15 protein-coding genes are annotated in these 15889 nt (G+C 33.4%); 13 read left to right on the forward strand and 2 right to left on the reverse strand.

The window, feature by feature from the left end:
• Window positions 1–8: 8 nt before the first annotated feature.
• From ACJJVP_RS05015 to ACJJVP_RS05070, 12 genes are all read left to right on the forward strand, one after another.
• A complete protein-coding gene (locus ACJJVP_RS05015; protein WP_405411324.1) occupies window positions 9–485 on the forward strand; it encodes a methylated-DNA--[protein]-cysteine S-methyltransferase in 477 nt (158 codons plus the stop codon).
• A gap of 391 nt (window positions 486–876) precedes the next feature.
• Window positions 877–1368 (forward strand): DinB family protein, encoded by a 492-nt coding sequence (locus ACJJVP_RS05020; RefSeq protein ID WP_405411325.1) that lies wholly within the window; start codon window positions 877–879, stop codon window positions 1366–1368.
• A gap of 853 nt (window positions 1369–2221) precedes the next feature.
• Entirely contained in the window at window positions 2222–2878 is a 657-nt protein-coding gene (locus ACJJVP_RS05025) for a hypothetical protein (protein ID WP_405411327.1), read from the forward strand.
• A gap of 37 nt (window positions 2879–2915) precedes the next feature.
• Window positions 2916–3338, forward strand: a complete 423-nt coding sequence (locus ACJJVP_RS05030; protein WP_405411328.1) for a hypothetical protein — start codon at window positions 2916–2918, stop codon at window positions 3336–3338.
• Entirely contained in the window at window positions 3322–4104 is a 783-nt protein-coding gene (locus tag ACJJVP_RS05035; protein ID WP_405411329.1) for a tetratricopeptide repeat protein, read from the forward strand. Before ACJJVP_RS05030 ends, ACJJVP_RS05035 begins: the two co-directional genes overlap by 17 nt.
• Before the next feature lie 383 nt (window positions 4105–4487).
• Window positions 4488–5288, forward strand: a complete 801-nt coding sequence (locus ACJJVP_RS05040) for a hypothetical protein (protein WP_405411331.1) — start codon at window positions 4488–4490, stop codon at window positions 5286–5288.
• A gap of 205 nt (window positions 5289–5493) precedes the next feature.
• Window positions 5494–5955 (forward strand): hypothetical protein, encoded by a 462-nt coding sequence (locus ACJJVP_RS05045; RefSeq protein WP_405411333.1) that lies wholly within the window; start codon window positions 5494–5496, stop codon window positions 5953–5955.
• 187 nt (window positions 5956–6142) lie between these two features.
• Complete coding sequence (locus ACJJVP_RS05050) at window positions 6143–7447, forward strand: amidohydrolase family protein (protein WP_405411335.1); 1305 nt, start codon at window positions 6143–6145, stop codon at window positions 7445–7447.
• 513 nt (window positions 7448–7960) lie between these two features.
• Complete coding sequence (locus tag ACJJVP_RS05055) at window positions 7961–8695, forward strand: hypothetical protein (RefSeq protein ID WP_405411337.1); 735 nt, start codon at window positions 7961–7963, stop codon at window positions 8693–8695.
• A 33-nt stretch (window positions 8696–8728) separates the two neighbouring features.
• Window positions 8729–9007 (forward strand): YHYH protein, encoded by a 279-nt coding sequence (locus ACJJVP_RS05060; protein WP_405416137.1) that lies wholly within the window; start codon window positions 8729–8731, stop codon window positions 9005–9007.
• A 631-nt stretch (window positions 9008–9638) separates the two neighbouring features.
• A complete protein-coding gene (locus ACJJVP_RS05065) occupies window positions 9639–10358 on the forward strand; it encodes a 3'-5' exonuclease (protein WP_405411340.1) in 720 nt (239 codons plus the stop codon).
• 95 nt (window positions 10359–10453) lie between these two features.
• Window positions 10454–10963 carry a DUF3124 domain-containing protein gene (locus ACJJVP_RS05070; RefSeq protein WP_405411342.1) on the forward strand — a complete coding sequence of 170 codons (510 nt, stop codon included), beginning with the start codon at window positions 10454–10456 and terminating at the stop codon, window positions 10961–10963.
• A 5-nt stretch (window positions 10964–10968) separates the two neighbouring features.
• Here the strand turns inward: ACJJVP_RS05070 and ACJJVP_RS05075 are convergent, their stop codons facing one another.
• Both ACJJVP_RS05075 and ACJJVP_RS05080 read right to left on the reverse strand, forming a co-directional pair.
• Entirely contained in the window at window positions 10969–13128 is a 2160-nt protein-coding gene (locus ACJJVP_RS05075) for a S8 family serine peptidase (protein ID WP_405411344.1), read from the reverse strand.
• 203 nt (window positions 13129–13331) lie between these two features.
• On the reverse strand, window positions 13332–14309 hold the full coding sequence (locus tag ACJJVP_RS05080) for an endonuclease (protein ID WP_405411346.1): 978 nt from the start codon (window positions 14307–14309) through the stop codon (window positions 13332–13334).
• 165 nt (window positions 14310–14474) lie between these two features.
• Between ACJJVP_RS05080 and hflX the strand changes: the two genes are divergently transcribed.
• A complete protein-coding gene (hflX, locus tag ACJJVP_RS05085; protein ID WP_405411348.1) occupies window positions 14475–15686 on the forward strand; it encodes a GTPase HflX in 1212 nt (403 codons plus the stop codon).
• Window positions 15687–15889 lie beyond the last annotated feature (203 nt).

The following is a 15889-nucleotide window of genomic DNA, read 5'->3' on the forward strand; positions in this document are numbered from 1 at the left end:
ATACCACCATGGCCGATGTTGCTTACATACAAACACCCCTTGGCGTTGCCAAAATTATGGGCGACATTGACGGCCTTACGGCTATTACCGTTTTAAATTCTGATGAGCCACTTACCGATGTGATACCAGAGTCTTTAGAAGATGCCGTGTATCAACTGAACGAATATTTTGAAGGCGCAAGAACACAGTTTGATCTAAAACTAAACCCATACGGAACCGAGTTTCAAAAGAAGGTTTGGGTGGAACTGCAGAACATACCTTACGGAAAATCGAAGTCTTATTTAGAGCTTGCCAAATTATTAGGTGATCCCAACGCCACCAGAGCTGCCGCCTCTGCAAATGCCAGAAATCCGTTATGGATCGTGGTGCCTTGCCATAGAGTTATTGGTACCGATGGTTCACTTACCGGTTACGCTGGCGGATTGCACAGAAAACAATGGTTATTGAACCATGAAAGCCCTGTTAAACAGCAAAGTTTATTCTAAAACAGCTGCTTTACGCAACTAAAAAACAAACTACTTGGTTTGTTTTCTTTCAAAATTCCCCTCTATACTTCGTACACCTTGCAGTTTATCGATACAATAGCGATTGCTATCGTTACTTTCAACAATTCTAAACACATGCTTCACGTAAAAAACCGACTACTTGGTCGGTTCGTTGTTTTTTAGGTTGATTCTCTTCTTGGTTCTACTTCTGGGTACTTATTTCTATAAAATTTATGATGATTATGGTTTTCCGTAATGGAATGTAATATGTTAATTGTAGGTTTATTCTTTAATGGTATATTAGCTAGGTACGCTTTAACCACCAAAATAAGAAATAAACATACCCTGGTACGTTTATACGTACGTTGGCGACAATATAAGAAAAATAGAAATGAAAAAATATATTAAGGAACTTGAACAAAACACAAATAAACTACTGGAGACCGTTAAAGAATATCCAATTGAGAAACTGACTGAAAAAAATGGTTCGAAATGGAGTGTGTTAGAAATTTTAGAACATATTTATCTTGCTGACAAAGTTATTTATAGTATTGTTTCTAAACCTTCTGATAAAGAATCTAAGACTAAGGAGTTATTTGGACAAAATAAGCTGGAAGCTGTTTTAATAGACCAGCGAGACAAAAAAGTTCAATCACCAGATTTACTTCTCCCTAAAGGACTTTTTCAGAACCTTCCTAATTTTAATTCTGCATTTATTGATTTAAGGAAATCTTTAAAAAATGACCTTGAAACAGAAAAAGTGAAAATTGACAATAGAATCCATAATCACCCTTTGCTAGGCGAAATGACAATAACAGACTGGTTGAACTTTAGTCTATTTCATACTGAAAGGCATTTAAAACAGATTGAAGAAAGAAAATAAACACTGTTGCCAACAAAGTGTAAAATTAATTGCTTCTACTCGCCTACTTATAAATTCCTGCGGAATTTAACGATGGCTAGTTGAAGTTTAGTAAATTAGTCGCTAATATAACGCAACTAAAATTACACCAGCCGTTAACGGCAATAAGCTCTTAAAAAATTAGAGCAACTTCAACCCTACTCCTTTTTTACTTTTTACCCTATATTTTCTTCTCAATTCGCAAGTAGCAACGTTTATCAGAAAAGCAAAAAATCTACGGTTTTTGTATTTTAAGCATATCTAAATCGTTTGGTTTGGGCTCAAAAAAAGAGCAGCTTTCGGGGTTTTTCCTTTTGCCGCCAGCACGCAATCTCTGCGCAATCCTTATGCAGTCGGACTTTTGGTTCGTCATTATTTGTTTAAGCATAATAAGTCCGCTAAACTATATTTATGTCCGCTTAAGTCTGTCGTCGTATGGAAAATGCGGCAAAACTACGGGTATTGTCCGTTTGGCTTGTCTACAGGGTTTGGCATGCGCTGCTTAATACCGCTAACAATACCTAAAATTAATTGCTCCGGATTTTCCGATGGAAAATCTAGAGCTATTTTGCTATCTTAGTTCGCGATGGGAAATCCTGTCGGATTTCACAACGCAACTAATCTTAGCTTAAACGTTGTAAACATTTAATATTCTTTAATTAATATGGTTGCGTAACTCTTATCTCCTTTTTCAATACATTCTTCAAGCTCCCATGTCTTAATTTCTTCGTCAGTTAAGAAGAATGTACCGTCTTTTGTTTCTACCTTAGTTTTAAAACGGTTGCCAACACTTAATAAACGTTAGGATTAATTTCCAAAAACCCCGCTGAATTGAATGAAATTATTAGAATTTGAAAAGAGTTTGCGAGAGAAATTAAAGAATTATGAAAACCCAAGACCTTTAATTTGCGAAGGAAACCCTTTAGACTGTGAAATATTTATTGTTGGAATAAATTCAGCAACTGAAATGCAAAATGGTTTTTGGAATTTTTGGTCTGAAAAGAACGGATTTAATAAACCTAAATGGCTTGAATGTTATATTGTTGAAAGGAAATTAACACCTCTAAAGCCAAACAAAACCAGACGAAATAAATTGAGCAGCACAAGACAAAGAATTGAATGGATTGTCGAAACAATAAAGCCTTTGAAAACTTTAGAAACTAATTTATTTGTAAAAGCTACACCAACTGCAGATGAGTTAATGTCTGAAGATAGAGAAAGTTCTGTTTTTGAATTTTTACTAGAAACTATAAAACCGAAAATAATTTTTATTCATGGTAATGAAGTTATTGAATATTTTGAAAAGTTATATAATCTTAAAATCACAAAAAACAAAATTGCTGATTTTGACATTTTAGGAACGAGAACCAACATTTTAGCAATGAATCATCTTTCAAGAGGTTGGTCGAAACAAAAATCGTTTGAACTAGGTGAATTACTAAAATTTGAAATAAAAACTAAAACCAACAAAGAACTGAAAAAAAACAAATAAAATCTCCTTTAGCCTAAACTTATAGCATACCAACTAAATGAAAAACCTCCTACTCCTACTAACCATTCTACCCTTTCTAGCATTTTCGCAAGAAACTAACGACTGCGACGAACGTACAATGCCTTATTGGGCAAATTATATCAATAGCAGAATAGAAGGCGAGAACCCTACCCTTAGAAACGCTTTTAGGGATATTCAACTAGCCGAAACCAACATAACACCCAGTAGCGGTTTTATAACCTTGAGGCTGTATATTACTAAAACAGGAGAATTTTGCAAAATGGAAACATTTCAAATAGACGAAAATTACGAGCCTACGGTATTCAATAATGGAGCATTAATAAAAGAATTGGAGACCATTGCACTGAGTTTAACCAATTGGGAAAGAGACAAAGAATATAAGACCTACAACCTTATTAGATTAAAAATTAAAAACGGAAAAATTGAAGAAATTTTTTAAATACCTATTCATTTTTTTGGGGTCCATAATTGTATTTGTGGTTATTGGATCAACCATCTGGTGGCAAATAAAACCGGACACCAAGAAATCGAACTTTCTTGTGGCTACTCATCAATATGAAAAGGCACTGGAATACGACCCAGAAAATAGCGATGCTTGGATGGAGCGTTCCGTCTCCTATAACAAAGCCGGAGATTTCAATAAAGGATTTGAATATTTGGACAAAGCCGTAGCACTTGACCCAGAAAAATATTTGGGGTATCGCGGGTGGATCAGATTACGCAAAATGCGCGATTATGACAAGGCTTTGCTTGATTTTGACACCCTAGATAGTCTTACGCCAAATGTTGTTGATGCGCCTTGGGGAGAGGGTGTTGACTTTTTACGTGGAGAATGTTATTATGGAAAAAAAGACTACCCAAAAGCAATTGAAATGTTTAATAGGAATATCAAGAACCAAAAAGAAGACTGGGCAGATATTCACAGTTTTGTTTACCTGGGACTTTGTGAATATGAACTTGGTAATTACGAAAAAGCAATTACAGAATTTCAACGTGCATTGCAGCAATCTAAAAACGTTCCAGAGTCCTATTTTGGTTTAGCAAAGACTTATGAAAAACTAGTGCAAATTGAAAAAGCAAGAGAGAATATTGGTAGTGCAGAAGAACATATAGGCTCAAAACGAGACGATTATTATAATGAATATTTGAACGAAATCTACCTCTCAGAAATAGTGGAATTCAAACAAGTTCTAGATAACAAATAAGCCAACATAAAAGCAAGAAAACTGCGCTAAAATAGCTTGTCTAATCCGCAAAAAAACAAACCACTTGGTTTGTTAAATACTCCAAATACCCTTATAACTTCGTACGCCTTGCATTTTGTCGATACAAAGGTGAAGATTGCCGTTTGTTTCCAAAACTTTGAACTGATTTTACCAGTAAAAAACAGACTGGTTAGTTGGTTTGTTGTTTTCAGTCATTCCTATTGCATATAGTTTATGATTGTGGTTTTCGCTCAGGAATGTACCGGGTTAATTGTAGGTTTATTCTTTAGTGGTATATTAGCTAGGTACACTTTAGTAACCAAAACAAGTGATAAACTTACCTTGGTACGTTTATACGTACGTTGGCAATCATTGAATAAACTATGTTGAAAAATATTTTTGGAAATAGTAAGAATGGAGAGAAATCTGAATCTAGCAACGGAATAGACTATTCTAATGAATATAGTGACATAAGAGGCTGGAAATTTGAAATAGACACATCGACCATTGATAAATTTTCAATCATTGAATTTCCCAATAACCTTAATTTTTATTTAGAAAATTGGAGTCACAATCTAATAGAGAGGACTTCTAAAAAACTAGAAGTATTGCCTGGTAGGACTTTGGAATTTTGGACACTTCCAACCTATTCGAACAGGATTTCTACAGATGTAATAGATGTGTTTAAAAAGATGTTCGAACAAACTCAAACAAATCGTGGTGATTCAGAAGATTATTGGGAAAAAATCACCGAAATAGAAATTACAATTCTAGAAAAGTATCTGAATGACATTAAAGAATTTGTATATCTCTTTGACTATTCAAACTATGGATATCAGATGATTCAAATCCAATCAAAATACGAAACTACCAGTCTTAGAGGAGCAAGTGGCTATGATGCATACTGGGGAACTCAACATACATTTGATAAAGAAAATGAGAAAAGGGAATTTATAAAATTCGAAACAACTGAAAACGGAAATAAGAAAATTGAATGGATTCCTATAAAAGATAGAAAATTATATCTTTTTGATAATCCAAAAACAAATGAGAAAGAGGGTTTTCTAATTAGAAAACTGTATCCAGAAGAAGTTCAAATCCATCAATACGACAGATTAACGGAACTTTTTAGAATAGCGAGAAGGCATAAACTTCCAATTACAGTAAGATTTAACCAAATGTAAAAAAACGAATTGCCAACACTATATATAGCAAATTGGGCGATTAGTGTTTAACCATAAAGTTAGTGTCTATTTTCTAAGTCGCCAAATCTTTTGATTTGGTATTTAAAGAGAAAAATTAAAACAAAATCAAAAGATTTGGCTTGTGGTTAAACCGAAAGTAATCGCTTATTTTCTGCCCAACTTGCCATATATTTAACGTTAAAAAATGATACCGAAACACTTAATCGTTGGATTTATATTTGGAATATCAATGTCATTTATATCGTGGATAGTCGGAATGATAATTAATGCTATTCTTGCTAAAACTGAATATTATAAAAAAATATCAAATTTTAACTTCATAAAAAGTGAAACTACAAATAAAAATATCGGAATTAAATACTTCAAGTGGATTGTAAAAAATACTTTCTTCAAATTCTTTAATCAAAAAATAAAGGTGGAAAACAAAAAAACAGATTTGACCGAAATACGTCACGAAATGACTCTTTCAGAAATAAGCCACTTAATCGGATTTGTCTTTGTATCATTTTTTGCAATTTATCAATGTTTTAATCAAAGTTTTGTATTCGGACTAACAATGATGATACCGAATATTTTAATGAATTTATTTCCTTCGTTATTGCAACAGGAAAACAAAAGGCGAATTGACAAGCTAATTGGTAGATAAATAAAAACTATGGCTTATAATGGCTCTAGCAAATAGGAAAAAAGGGCGTAATTCAAACGCTTGTATATATTTGTGAGGTCGCCAAATCTTTTGATTTGGCTTAATATTCAAGACCGAAATTAAGTGCTTATGACCAGCCCTACTTGTCATAGCTCAATCATTGGCATACATTTTAAAACAAAAAAGCATGTATAAAACGCTTATCCTTTTAATCATACTAGTTATTTCTTCTCAAGTCAAAATAATAGGACAACAAAAAAAGAGCACCTATATAAAAGCTGGTTTTTTATACGACAGTAAAAACAATAAGCTAATAAAAAACAAGCTTATACAAATTCAAGGAAAAAAAATTATTTCTATTGGTGAATTTGAATCTTTACCTTCTAATAATCCAGTAATTGATTTAACAGAATATACGGTTCTCCCTGGATTAATAGACGCACATACGCATGTACTTTTTTCTCAAGATGCCAACGAAGATTTTGCAAAACACAGTGTTCACTCTCTAACCATGGAAAGTGATGCATTAAGAGTGCTTCGTGGCGCAAAAAGAGCTAAAAGTTATTTATATGAAGGCATTACAAGTATTAAGGACTTAGGAAACTCAGGACTATATCTTGATGTTGCACTTCGTGATGCTATTAACGAAGGCACCATAGATGGTCCACATATTTTTGCTTCCGGACCTATCTTAAGCGCTCAAGGCGGGCAGATTTATGGTGTATTACCAGAGCACCAAAACATTATTGATTTAGAGTATCGAACCATAAAAAGTGTCGAGGATGCTAAAAATGCTGTTAATGAACACGTCAACCAAAATGTAGACTTGATTAAAATTTGTGCCGACAATATCCCTAACAAAACCTTTTTAACCGTAGATGAAATGAAATCTATTGTTAAAACAGCCCATTCATACAATTTAACGGTTACAGCTCATTGCGTTACCAATCAATCTGCTTTAAATGCCATTGAAGCTGGCGTAGATGGTATAGAGCATGGGTTTAATTTAGCTAACAGCACATTAACTAAAATGGCTGAAAAGCAAATTTTTTTAGTGCCTACAGAAAATAGTAAATGGTATATGAACCAATACTCCAAACTAGCAGGCTATGATGAAAGTGAATTAGACTGGATTAGCGGCTACATCACCAACATGGAACAGAGATTAAACAAGTCTATAAAAGAGGGTGTTCTTATAGTAGCAGGTTCAGATAATTATACAGATATTAAAACAACTAGAGGAAAATCGTCAAAAGATATGTTTACCTATTATTTTGAAGCGGGCATGAAGCCTTTGAACATTTTACAATCTAGTACTTATATTTCGGCAGTTCAATTAAAAAAAGAAAATGAAATCGGTTATATACACCCCCAAGCAAATGCCGATATTATAGCCGTAAAAGGAGATATCGTTAATGACTTCATCAGCACATTAAACAATATAATGTTTGTAATGAAAGATGGAAATATTTACATTAATAGAACTAACTAAGATTTATTTTAACAATAAAAACGTATGCCAATAAGGCCTATAATTAATGTAGATTTTGGTACCTAACCCAAAATTTAGCACTTTTTAATCAAGTCCGTCAAATCTTTTTGATTAGGCTAACTGCTTATATTTTTGGCGCATATTCTTTGTGGCTTGACATAAAAAAGAAATAAAACGTTTACAACAAAACATAAACGTAATAAGAACTTTCTGGCAATGCCGAAAGGTTGGTGTATATTTAAAAGTCGCTAAAAATTATGGATTTAGCTTTACAACAAAAAAGACTTTTTGTTTAAATGGATTTTTAAATGAACAATCAAATATTCATTTTATAGAAAATAAATAGCCCAGGTACAGAATCAGAATATATAGCTAGTATTTTAAGTCTTATTTGGCTAGACTATATTGAAAACTTCTTTGTAAAAACAACAATACCATTTTCTTTAAAATTGAATTACCAAAACTCTAAGAAACTACATATAACAGATAATCTTTGGCATTAAAAAAACAACGATGAAAACAACTTTTTTTACACTAATATCTATTCTTGGGTTTCATATTTTAATGGGACAAACCAGCGAGAATTATTCTGACCAATTATTGACATCCACATTTAAATCATTTAAATCAGCAGATTTAGAACTTGCTGACCATATTCTACCTTTTCTAAAAGAAAGGGTTAAAGTCGAACTTACAAACACATCTAGTTTCACTAACCCATCCGATAGTTTATCAAAATATATAACAATAAAAAAAAGTGATGACAATTTACTTAGGCTGTACTGTTGGGATGAAAGAAACAGCGGCTGCAGATGGACATCAACTACATTTGCACAATTTAAAACAAGATCGAATGAAATTAAAATAATCAACTTAGAAGAAATTACTGCAGATTATGACGAAGATCTATACCTATTAAATTTGCATGAGATTGAAATTAATAACCAACCACATTACTTGATTATTGGGTATGGCGGTCATTGTGGTAACCACATTTATCAAATTGCCAGAGTGTTTAAAATTTCAGATAATACTCTTGTAAAATGTGATTCTATTTTCAATAATAAGAACGAAATTGATGCAGGTGCAAGTAGAAACGGAGAAATCGAAATGAAATATTCTAAAGAAACTAAAACTTTATCTTATAACCAATACGAATTTGACGAAGACAAGGGCTTTTATCTAGATAAAAGTTCAAAGGTAAAATGGACATTAACGAAAAGTGGATTTATAAAAAAATCTAGCTAAACCCTAAAACAAGACCAAAGACCTGGTAATCGTATTTCTACGCCAAACGGTGCATATTTTGGAAAACTTGCATGCGATTACGAATTTCAAGATAGTTTTGGTGATTTAAATGAATGTAACGAAAGAACAGGAGTGACACCAGAATTCCCTAAAGGTACCTATTACTATATTGTTTCAGATGAATTTCCTTCGGCCAGTAGATGTTTTATGGGAACACCGAGTAATGATTTTAAAATTGGAGGAGGAAGAGGTAAAACAGCAAGAAGGCAAAACAAAAACCAACAAAAAAACAGACCTCAAATTCAGCTCTAAGTTTTACGAATATGCCCAATAATATGGATTCAAATAATAATGGTAAAATATCTAAATCTGAATCTAAAGGAAAACAAAGAGAATTTTAAAAATAGTGACAAAAACAATAACGGCTTTATTACCAAGTATGAAACGATTAGAAAAAAACAATAATAAAATGAGTACAACATTTTATAAAAGCTGCAGCGATTTGGCTTTTGATCTAAATCGCTTTTTATTTCATTAAGAATCTGGTAACCCAATCAAGTACGCTCAATTAGCAACAAATTTTGGTGCCGACAGGCAAAAAACTAAATCTGCATATATTAAAATACAAACCACTTGGTTTGTTAACCAATTAATACAGCCGTTCAATTCGGTAATCTTTGTACTTAACCGATATAATTCTACTCGGTATCGTTAATTTCAAAAAAGTAAATCTCGTTTTAACCATTAAAAACAGACTGCAAGGTCGGTTACTAATTTTTCAAGTCTTATACTTTACATCAAATTTCTTCTTTGATTATACTTCATTATAAACCATAAAACTTAAAAAAGTATATCAATTTTTTATCTCTATTATATAAAAGATTAAACACTGTGGGTTAGTATAATTGTCATAATTTCTTACTTATTAGTATCTTACCTTTCTATGCCCGATAAAATACATCTTGAAGACATCTTGTTTTTAGATATTGAGACCGTACCTGAAAAAAGTTCATTTGATCAGTTAGACGAAACCACAAAAGAATTGTGGGCACACAAATCGCAATATCAAAGAAAAGATGAAGTAACCGCAAAAGCCTTTTACGAGCGTGCGGGCATATGGGCTGAATTCGGAAAAATCATTTGCATATCCGTAGGATATTTTACATTTCAAAAAGAGGTACGTAGTTTTAGAATCACCACTTTTCATGGTGAAGAAGCTACACTTTTGCAAGATTTTAAAAACCTGTTAGACGAGCATTTTAATCATGCCAAAAATGTACTCTGTGCACATAATGGAAAAGAATTCGATTTTCCATATATAGCGAGAAGAATGATTATTCATGGTATCACATTACCTCACAAATTAGATTTATTTGGTAAAAAACCATGGGAGATACCACATATAGACACGATGGAGCTATGGAAATTTGGCGACTACAAGCATTATACTTCTTTAAAACTTATGGCACATGTGCTAGGTATACCTTCCCCTAAAGAAGATATTGATGGCAGTATGGTGCGTGTGGTATATTATGAGCAAAACGATTTGAAACGTATTGTTACCTATTGCGAATTAGATGTTTTAACCACAGCGCAAGTATATTTAAGATTACGAAACAAAGATCTTTTAACAGATGCCGAAGTAAAGAAAGTCGACAATTAGTAGAATCTCGTTAAAATTAGCATCTAGCGATATAAAAATAGTACTAATGATGTAATTTTGCTAGTACCATCAATCGTTCTAAAAGAACCTTACCTATGAAAAAAATCATCTTATTATTCTCTATAGTGGTCTTAGTAGCAAGCTGTGTTCAAGAAAAGGAAATAAGTTCTATAAATCCTGAAAACTGGACGAAGAGAAAGGCGACTATTAATGTTAAAGATTCTTTAGAATACGGCAAGTCTTATTTGTCTATTTACTCTCAAATTTATAGTAGTTCTGAGCATAAAACACATAATTTAACTGCGATGGTCAGTTTACGCAATACTAGTGACACCGATACTATATATCTTTCAAAAGCGGCATACTACGATACTCATGGTGTTTCTTTAAGAGATTACTTCAATCATACCATTTACTTAGCTCCGTTAGAAACAGCTGAAATTATTATTGATGAGATGGACGTAGAGGGCGGTACCGGATCTAATTTTATTTTTGAATGGCATACACCTAAAGGGTGTTCTGAACCTTTATTTGAGGGCATTATGAATTCTACAGTAGGGCAACAAGGTCTCTCTTTTACCACACAATCAAGAAGGATAAAATAAAAGTATTAGTATTTATAGAATTTCGTTGTTTTATTGATGTCTAAATCTTGAATCTGCAGAATATACAAGCCTGAAGGAAGATCAGAAACGTTAATTCTAGAATTGGTAGCCGAGGCCATTTTTAATTCTACACCGCTTGTACTCATTATTCTGTACATTGTATTTTCAGTAGTTTGAATATTTAACTGTATTTCATCAACTGCAGGGTTTGGATAAACATTAAAGGGAATTTCAGAATCGGTACTTAAGGCATTTAAAATTTCTAATTCTGTTTCTTCTCCTTTAAAAGTAAATGTGGCAACATCACTGTATTCAGAAGCTATATTTTGAGAACAGAACGTTCTTAATCTAAAAGAATAGGTAGTGTCTAACAATAAAGCTTTCCAACTAAAATTATTTACAGAAATATATTCCGTAACCCATTCTTCTTGGTTTACTTCTTTATATTGAATTTCATAAAGAGCATCTTCTGAAGCATTCCAGGTAAGATTTACACTAGATGTTTCAGTTTCTTTTAAATTGATTGTTTCTGGAGCACTAATAGAGCATGTTGTCATCATAACACCAGATACAATGAATGAAAAGTCTTGTACCATATTTTCAAGTTCACCTTTATGTGTTACGGTGATAGTATAAATACCTTCTGCATTAGGTATTTCAATTCTTTCAAAAGGATCTACTAAGTTATCACCTTTGGTAGCAGCGCTATTCGCTTGCGCAGGATTCAATTTCCAAGGAAAAAATGTTTGACCGTTTTGTGTAATTCTAATATCAAGATCATTTACTAAAGCAGCTGTTGTAGCATTCAACTCTCCAGAATTGATGAAACTAGACTCAACATCTGTCCATGAAATAGATGCAATTAAGGTTTCGTTACCGGCTGCTGTTACATCAAATGAAAACGAATTTCCATTTTCTAAAGACTCTTCAGCTATATGACTAGAAAAATCTTTGTTATTCAATACCTCAGCTGCATTTTTTGCATTCATAATTCCCCAGCCCATTTTATAATCTGGACCTTGATCATCAATATCATCTGCAGTATGCAATGCCAAACCTTTTAGTGTCGCCGCTTTCATATACTCACCGTATAACTCTTGGTTATATTGTTGTAATAACAATAATGAACCGGTAACACCAGGTGTTGCCATTGAAGTGCCTGAAGAAGTATCATAACTTGTATTACTAGCAGAATCAGTAGAAAGTACAGAACCACCATTACCTGCAATGTCTGGCTTAATTCTACCATCATCTACAGGACCAAAGCTACTATAAGTAGAAACATCGGCGCTTTTTAAGTTACCGTTATTATCAATACTAGAATTCGCACCTGCAACGGTAATATTATTCTTTGAAATAGTAAAACCCAATAATACATCAAAACCATCTGCAGTACTACCGTAACTAGGAGTTTCGTTATCTCCACTTTTTTGCGCATTACCCGCAGCGGTAACCATTAAATAATATGGGGCGTTATACATAATTTTATCCCAGTCTTGTGCAACTTTGGTATAAGCACCAAAATACCAGTCTGGTACACGATCCGCCATTATACCATAAGAATGGTTAGAAAGTAGGAGTCCGTTTGCCGCAGCTTCAGTTACTTCTATTTTATCCCTTGTCCAATCATGAGATACTATTTTAGCCATATTAGCCACACCTTTAGCATCTTTCTTAAGACCTGTTGATATTATACTACCAGAAACCCTAGTTGCATGTGCATCTACTTCTGCGTCGTTATCACCAATTGTTAGTCTAGAAGTATATTCTACATGATTGTTCAAGGCAACACCTGCATCCCAAACACCAACTTTCATACCGTCACCATCTAAATGTAGTCCCATCAAACCGTCGGTATTCAATGTACTTGCTCTAGAAACCAACCCAGCCTCATCAGAATACGTTTCGTAGTATAAAGGACTACCATCTTCACCTATACTTTGTAATTCTATTTTCTTACCATTTGAAAGGGTCTCCTTAATTTTCCAATTGTTCATTTTCACAGCCTTATCTAACCGTGCTTTTTCAAGTGCATAATCAGATACTAAACTGGTTTTGAAGTTGGCTAATTCGGTTTTCTTATTTTTTGCCGCAATTTTTAATCGTTGTTGAGCAGTTTGCCCGTTAACGCTGTATACTGCTGAAAACATAAATAAAAGTATCATAAGGATACTACTTGTACGGTAGTTTGAATGGTAGGTATTCATCGGTAGGTTATTACTGTAAGATTTGGACTACAAATATATAAACCAGACCGAGTGTTCGATGAATGAACACATTTATTCGATGAATTACCTAAGCGTTTCGATAAACATGTTGTGAAAACATCATTTTATGATGTGTAGGGTTTTTCTCTCTTTTAAATACATTAAAGGTTATGTGTAAACATGGCATAGACTGGAAAATGATCGCTATATCCGCCCATATATCTGTCTGAAACAAATGTTCTATAGGGTGTTCCCTTATACTTCCCTGTCTTTTCTTTAAGCGATTTATGATCATAAATAGCAGCAGAATCAAAACTATGGGTATTCTTTTCATAATTAAAAAAAGAATTGGAAATCAAGATCTGATCGAACATATTCCACTTATTGCCGTATACGGAAGAACCTTTAGTATTAGGTATATGCAAAGACTCAAAAGGATTGTACATAGAGGCACCTTCTTTTAAAATCTGCATACTCTTTGAAGAAGGGTCGTCATTAAAATCACCCATAACAATGATATTTGGATCTAATTCGGTTTCCCTGATAATCTCGATTTTCTGAGTAATTTCTTTCGCAGCGATAACACGTTTATACTCGGTCTCTACACCACCGTCTCGCCTAGACGGCCAATGATTGACAAAAACATGCACTAGTTCTTTATTCAACTCACCTTTTACATATAGTATATCTCTAGTGGTATCTCTAACGCCACCAGGGTTATCGACCAGTAATGTTAAGGGTTCTGAATGCAATACCTTAAAAAATCGCTTTCTATAAATAAGACCTGTATCAATGCCCCTTTCATCGGGCGAATCGTAATGTACAAATCCATAATCCAAATCATCCATAGCATCAGTATCTAACAGTGCTTTAAACACACTATTATTTTCAGCCTCGGCGACACCTATTAAAGCAGGTGGGTATGGATGATCTTCATCACCAATCTTAACGATGGTCTTTGCTAATTTATCAAGTTTACGCTCATAGCGTTCTACTGTCCAATTTTTGGCACCATTAGGGGTATAATCTTTATCTAGAATTTTAGTATTACGTTCTGGATCAAATAGATTTTCTAAATTGTAGAAAGCAACCGTATAACGCTGTTTTTTCGTTTTTTTCTTAAAAAATGGAAATCGCATGTATCATTTTAATGAGTAATTCGCTTTAGCGAAGCAGAGAACCTATCGAGAAATATTTTTATATTATTCCTTGAAAAGCTTCAGAGCATATAATCTCGATTATCGAGTCAATAAAAATACGAAATAGCTTATGGGTAATTGCTTAATTTTGCACTTTACAATATTATGATAGAAAAGAAAAAGGTAGATTATGAAAAAGCGGTTCTTATTGGTATAATCAATAAAGACCAAAATGAGGAAAAGGTTAAGGAATATTTAGACGAACTAGAGTTTCTAACTTATACCGCTGGCGGAGAAGTATGTAAACGTTTTACCCAACGTATGGATGTACCCAACCCAAAAACCATGATTGGAACGGGTAAAATGGAAGAGATTGAAAAGTATGTGGAAAAAAATGAAATAGGTTCAGTAATTTTTGATGATGAACTAACACCTGGTCAACAACGTAATATAGAAAAACAACTACGATGCAAAATCATTGATCGTACCAGTTTAATATTAGACATCTTTGCACAACGCGCACAAACGAGTTATGCTAGAACGCAAGTTGAATTAGCACAATACGAATACTTGCTACCAAGACTAACCGGATTATGGACACACCTTGAGCGACAAAAAGGAGGTATTGGTATGCGTGGACCTGGGGAAACCGAAATTGAAACAGATAGACGTATCGTTCGAGATCGCATTACCCTATTAAAAAAGAAATTGAACAAAATCGATCGCCAAATGGAAACCCAAAGGGGCAACCGTGGCGCTTTGGTCAGAGTTGCCTTGGTAGGTTACACCAATGTGGGAAAATCTACCTTAATGAATGTTATCAGCAAAAGTGATGTGTTCGCAGAGAATAAATTGTTCGCCACATTAGATACTACTGTTAGAAAGGTTGTAATAGGCAATCTCCCGTTCTTATTGAGTGATACGGTTGGGTTTATAAGAAAATTACCAACACAGCTAGTAGAAAGCTTTAAAAGTACTTTAGATGAAGTACGAGAAGCAGATTTACTATTGCATGTCGTAGACATCTCTCACCCACAGTTTGATGAGCATATTGAATCTGTCAATAAAATTTTAGCTGAAATTAAAAGCTCGGAAAAGAAAGTAATCATGGTATTCAATAAGATTGATCAATACGAGAATGAAACTATTGATGACGATGATTTAATTACTGAACGTACAGGAAGACATTTTACCATTAATGACTGGAAAAAAACATGGATGGAAAAAGTTGGTGATCGTGCCATTTTTATTTCTGCCTTAAATAAAGAAAATTTAGATGAGTTTAGAAAACGTGTCTATGATGAAGTAAGAGACATACATGTTACTCGTTTTCCATATAATAATTTTCTATATCCAGAACATTTAGATCAATATTAGAAGCCAATTATAACTAAAAAGATGTAGTTCATCGGTGAAATTAAACCGATGGTAAATCTCACCACAATCTAGCTCCAGTTCACAACATAAATTGTTTGCAACAAGAACATATGCATTAATTTTACAGTGTACTTAAGATAAGTCTTGACCCCAAATCGATATTTAACTTATGGAAACTAAAAGTAAAACCCCAAATTTTACGA

The organism is Maribacter sp. Asnod1-A12 (assembly GCF_045063735.1).
Classification (GTDB): Bacteria; Bacteroidota; Bacteroidia; order Flavobacteriales; family Flavobacteriaceae; genus Maribacter.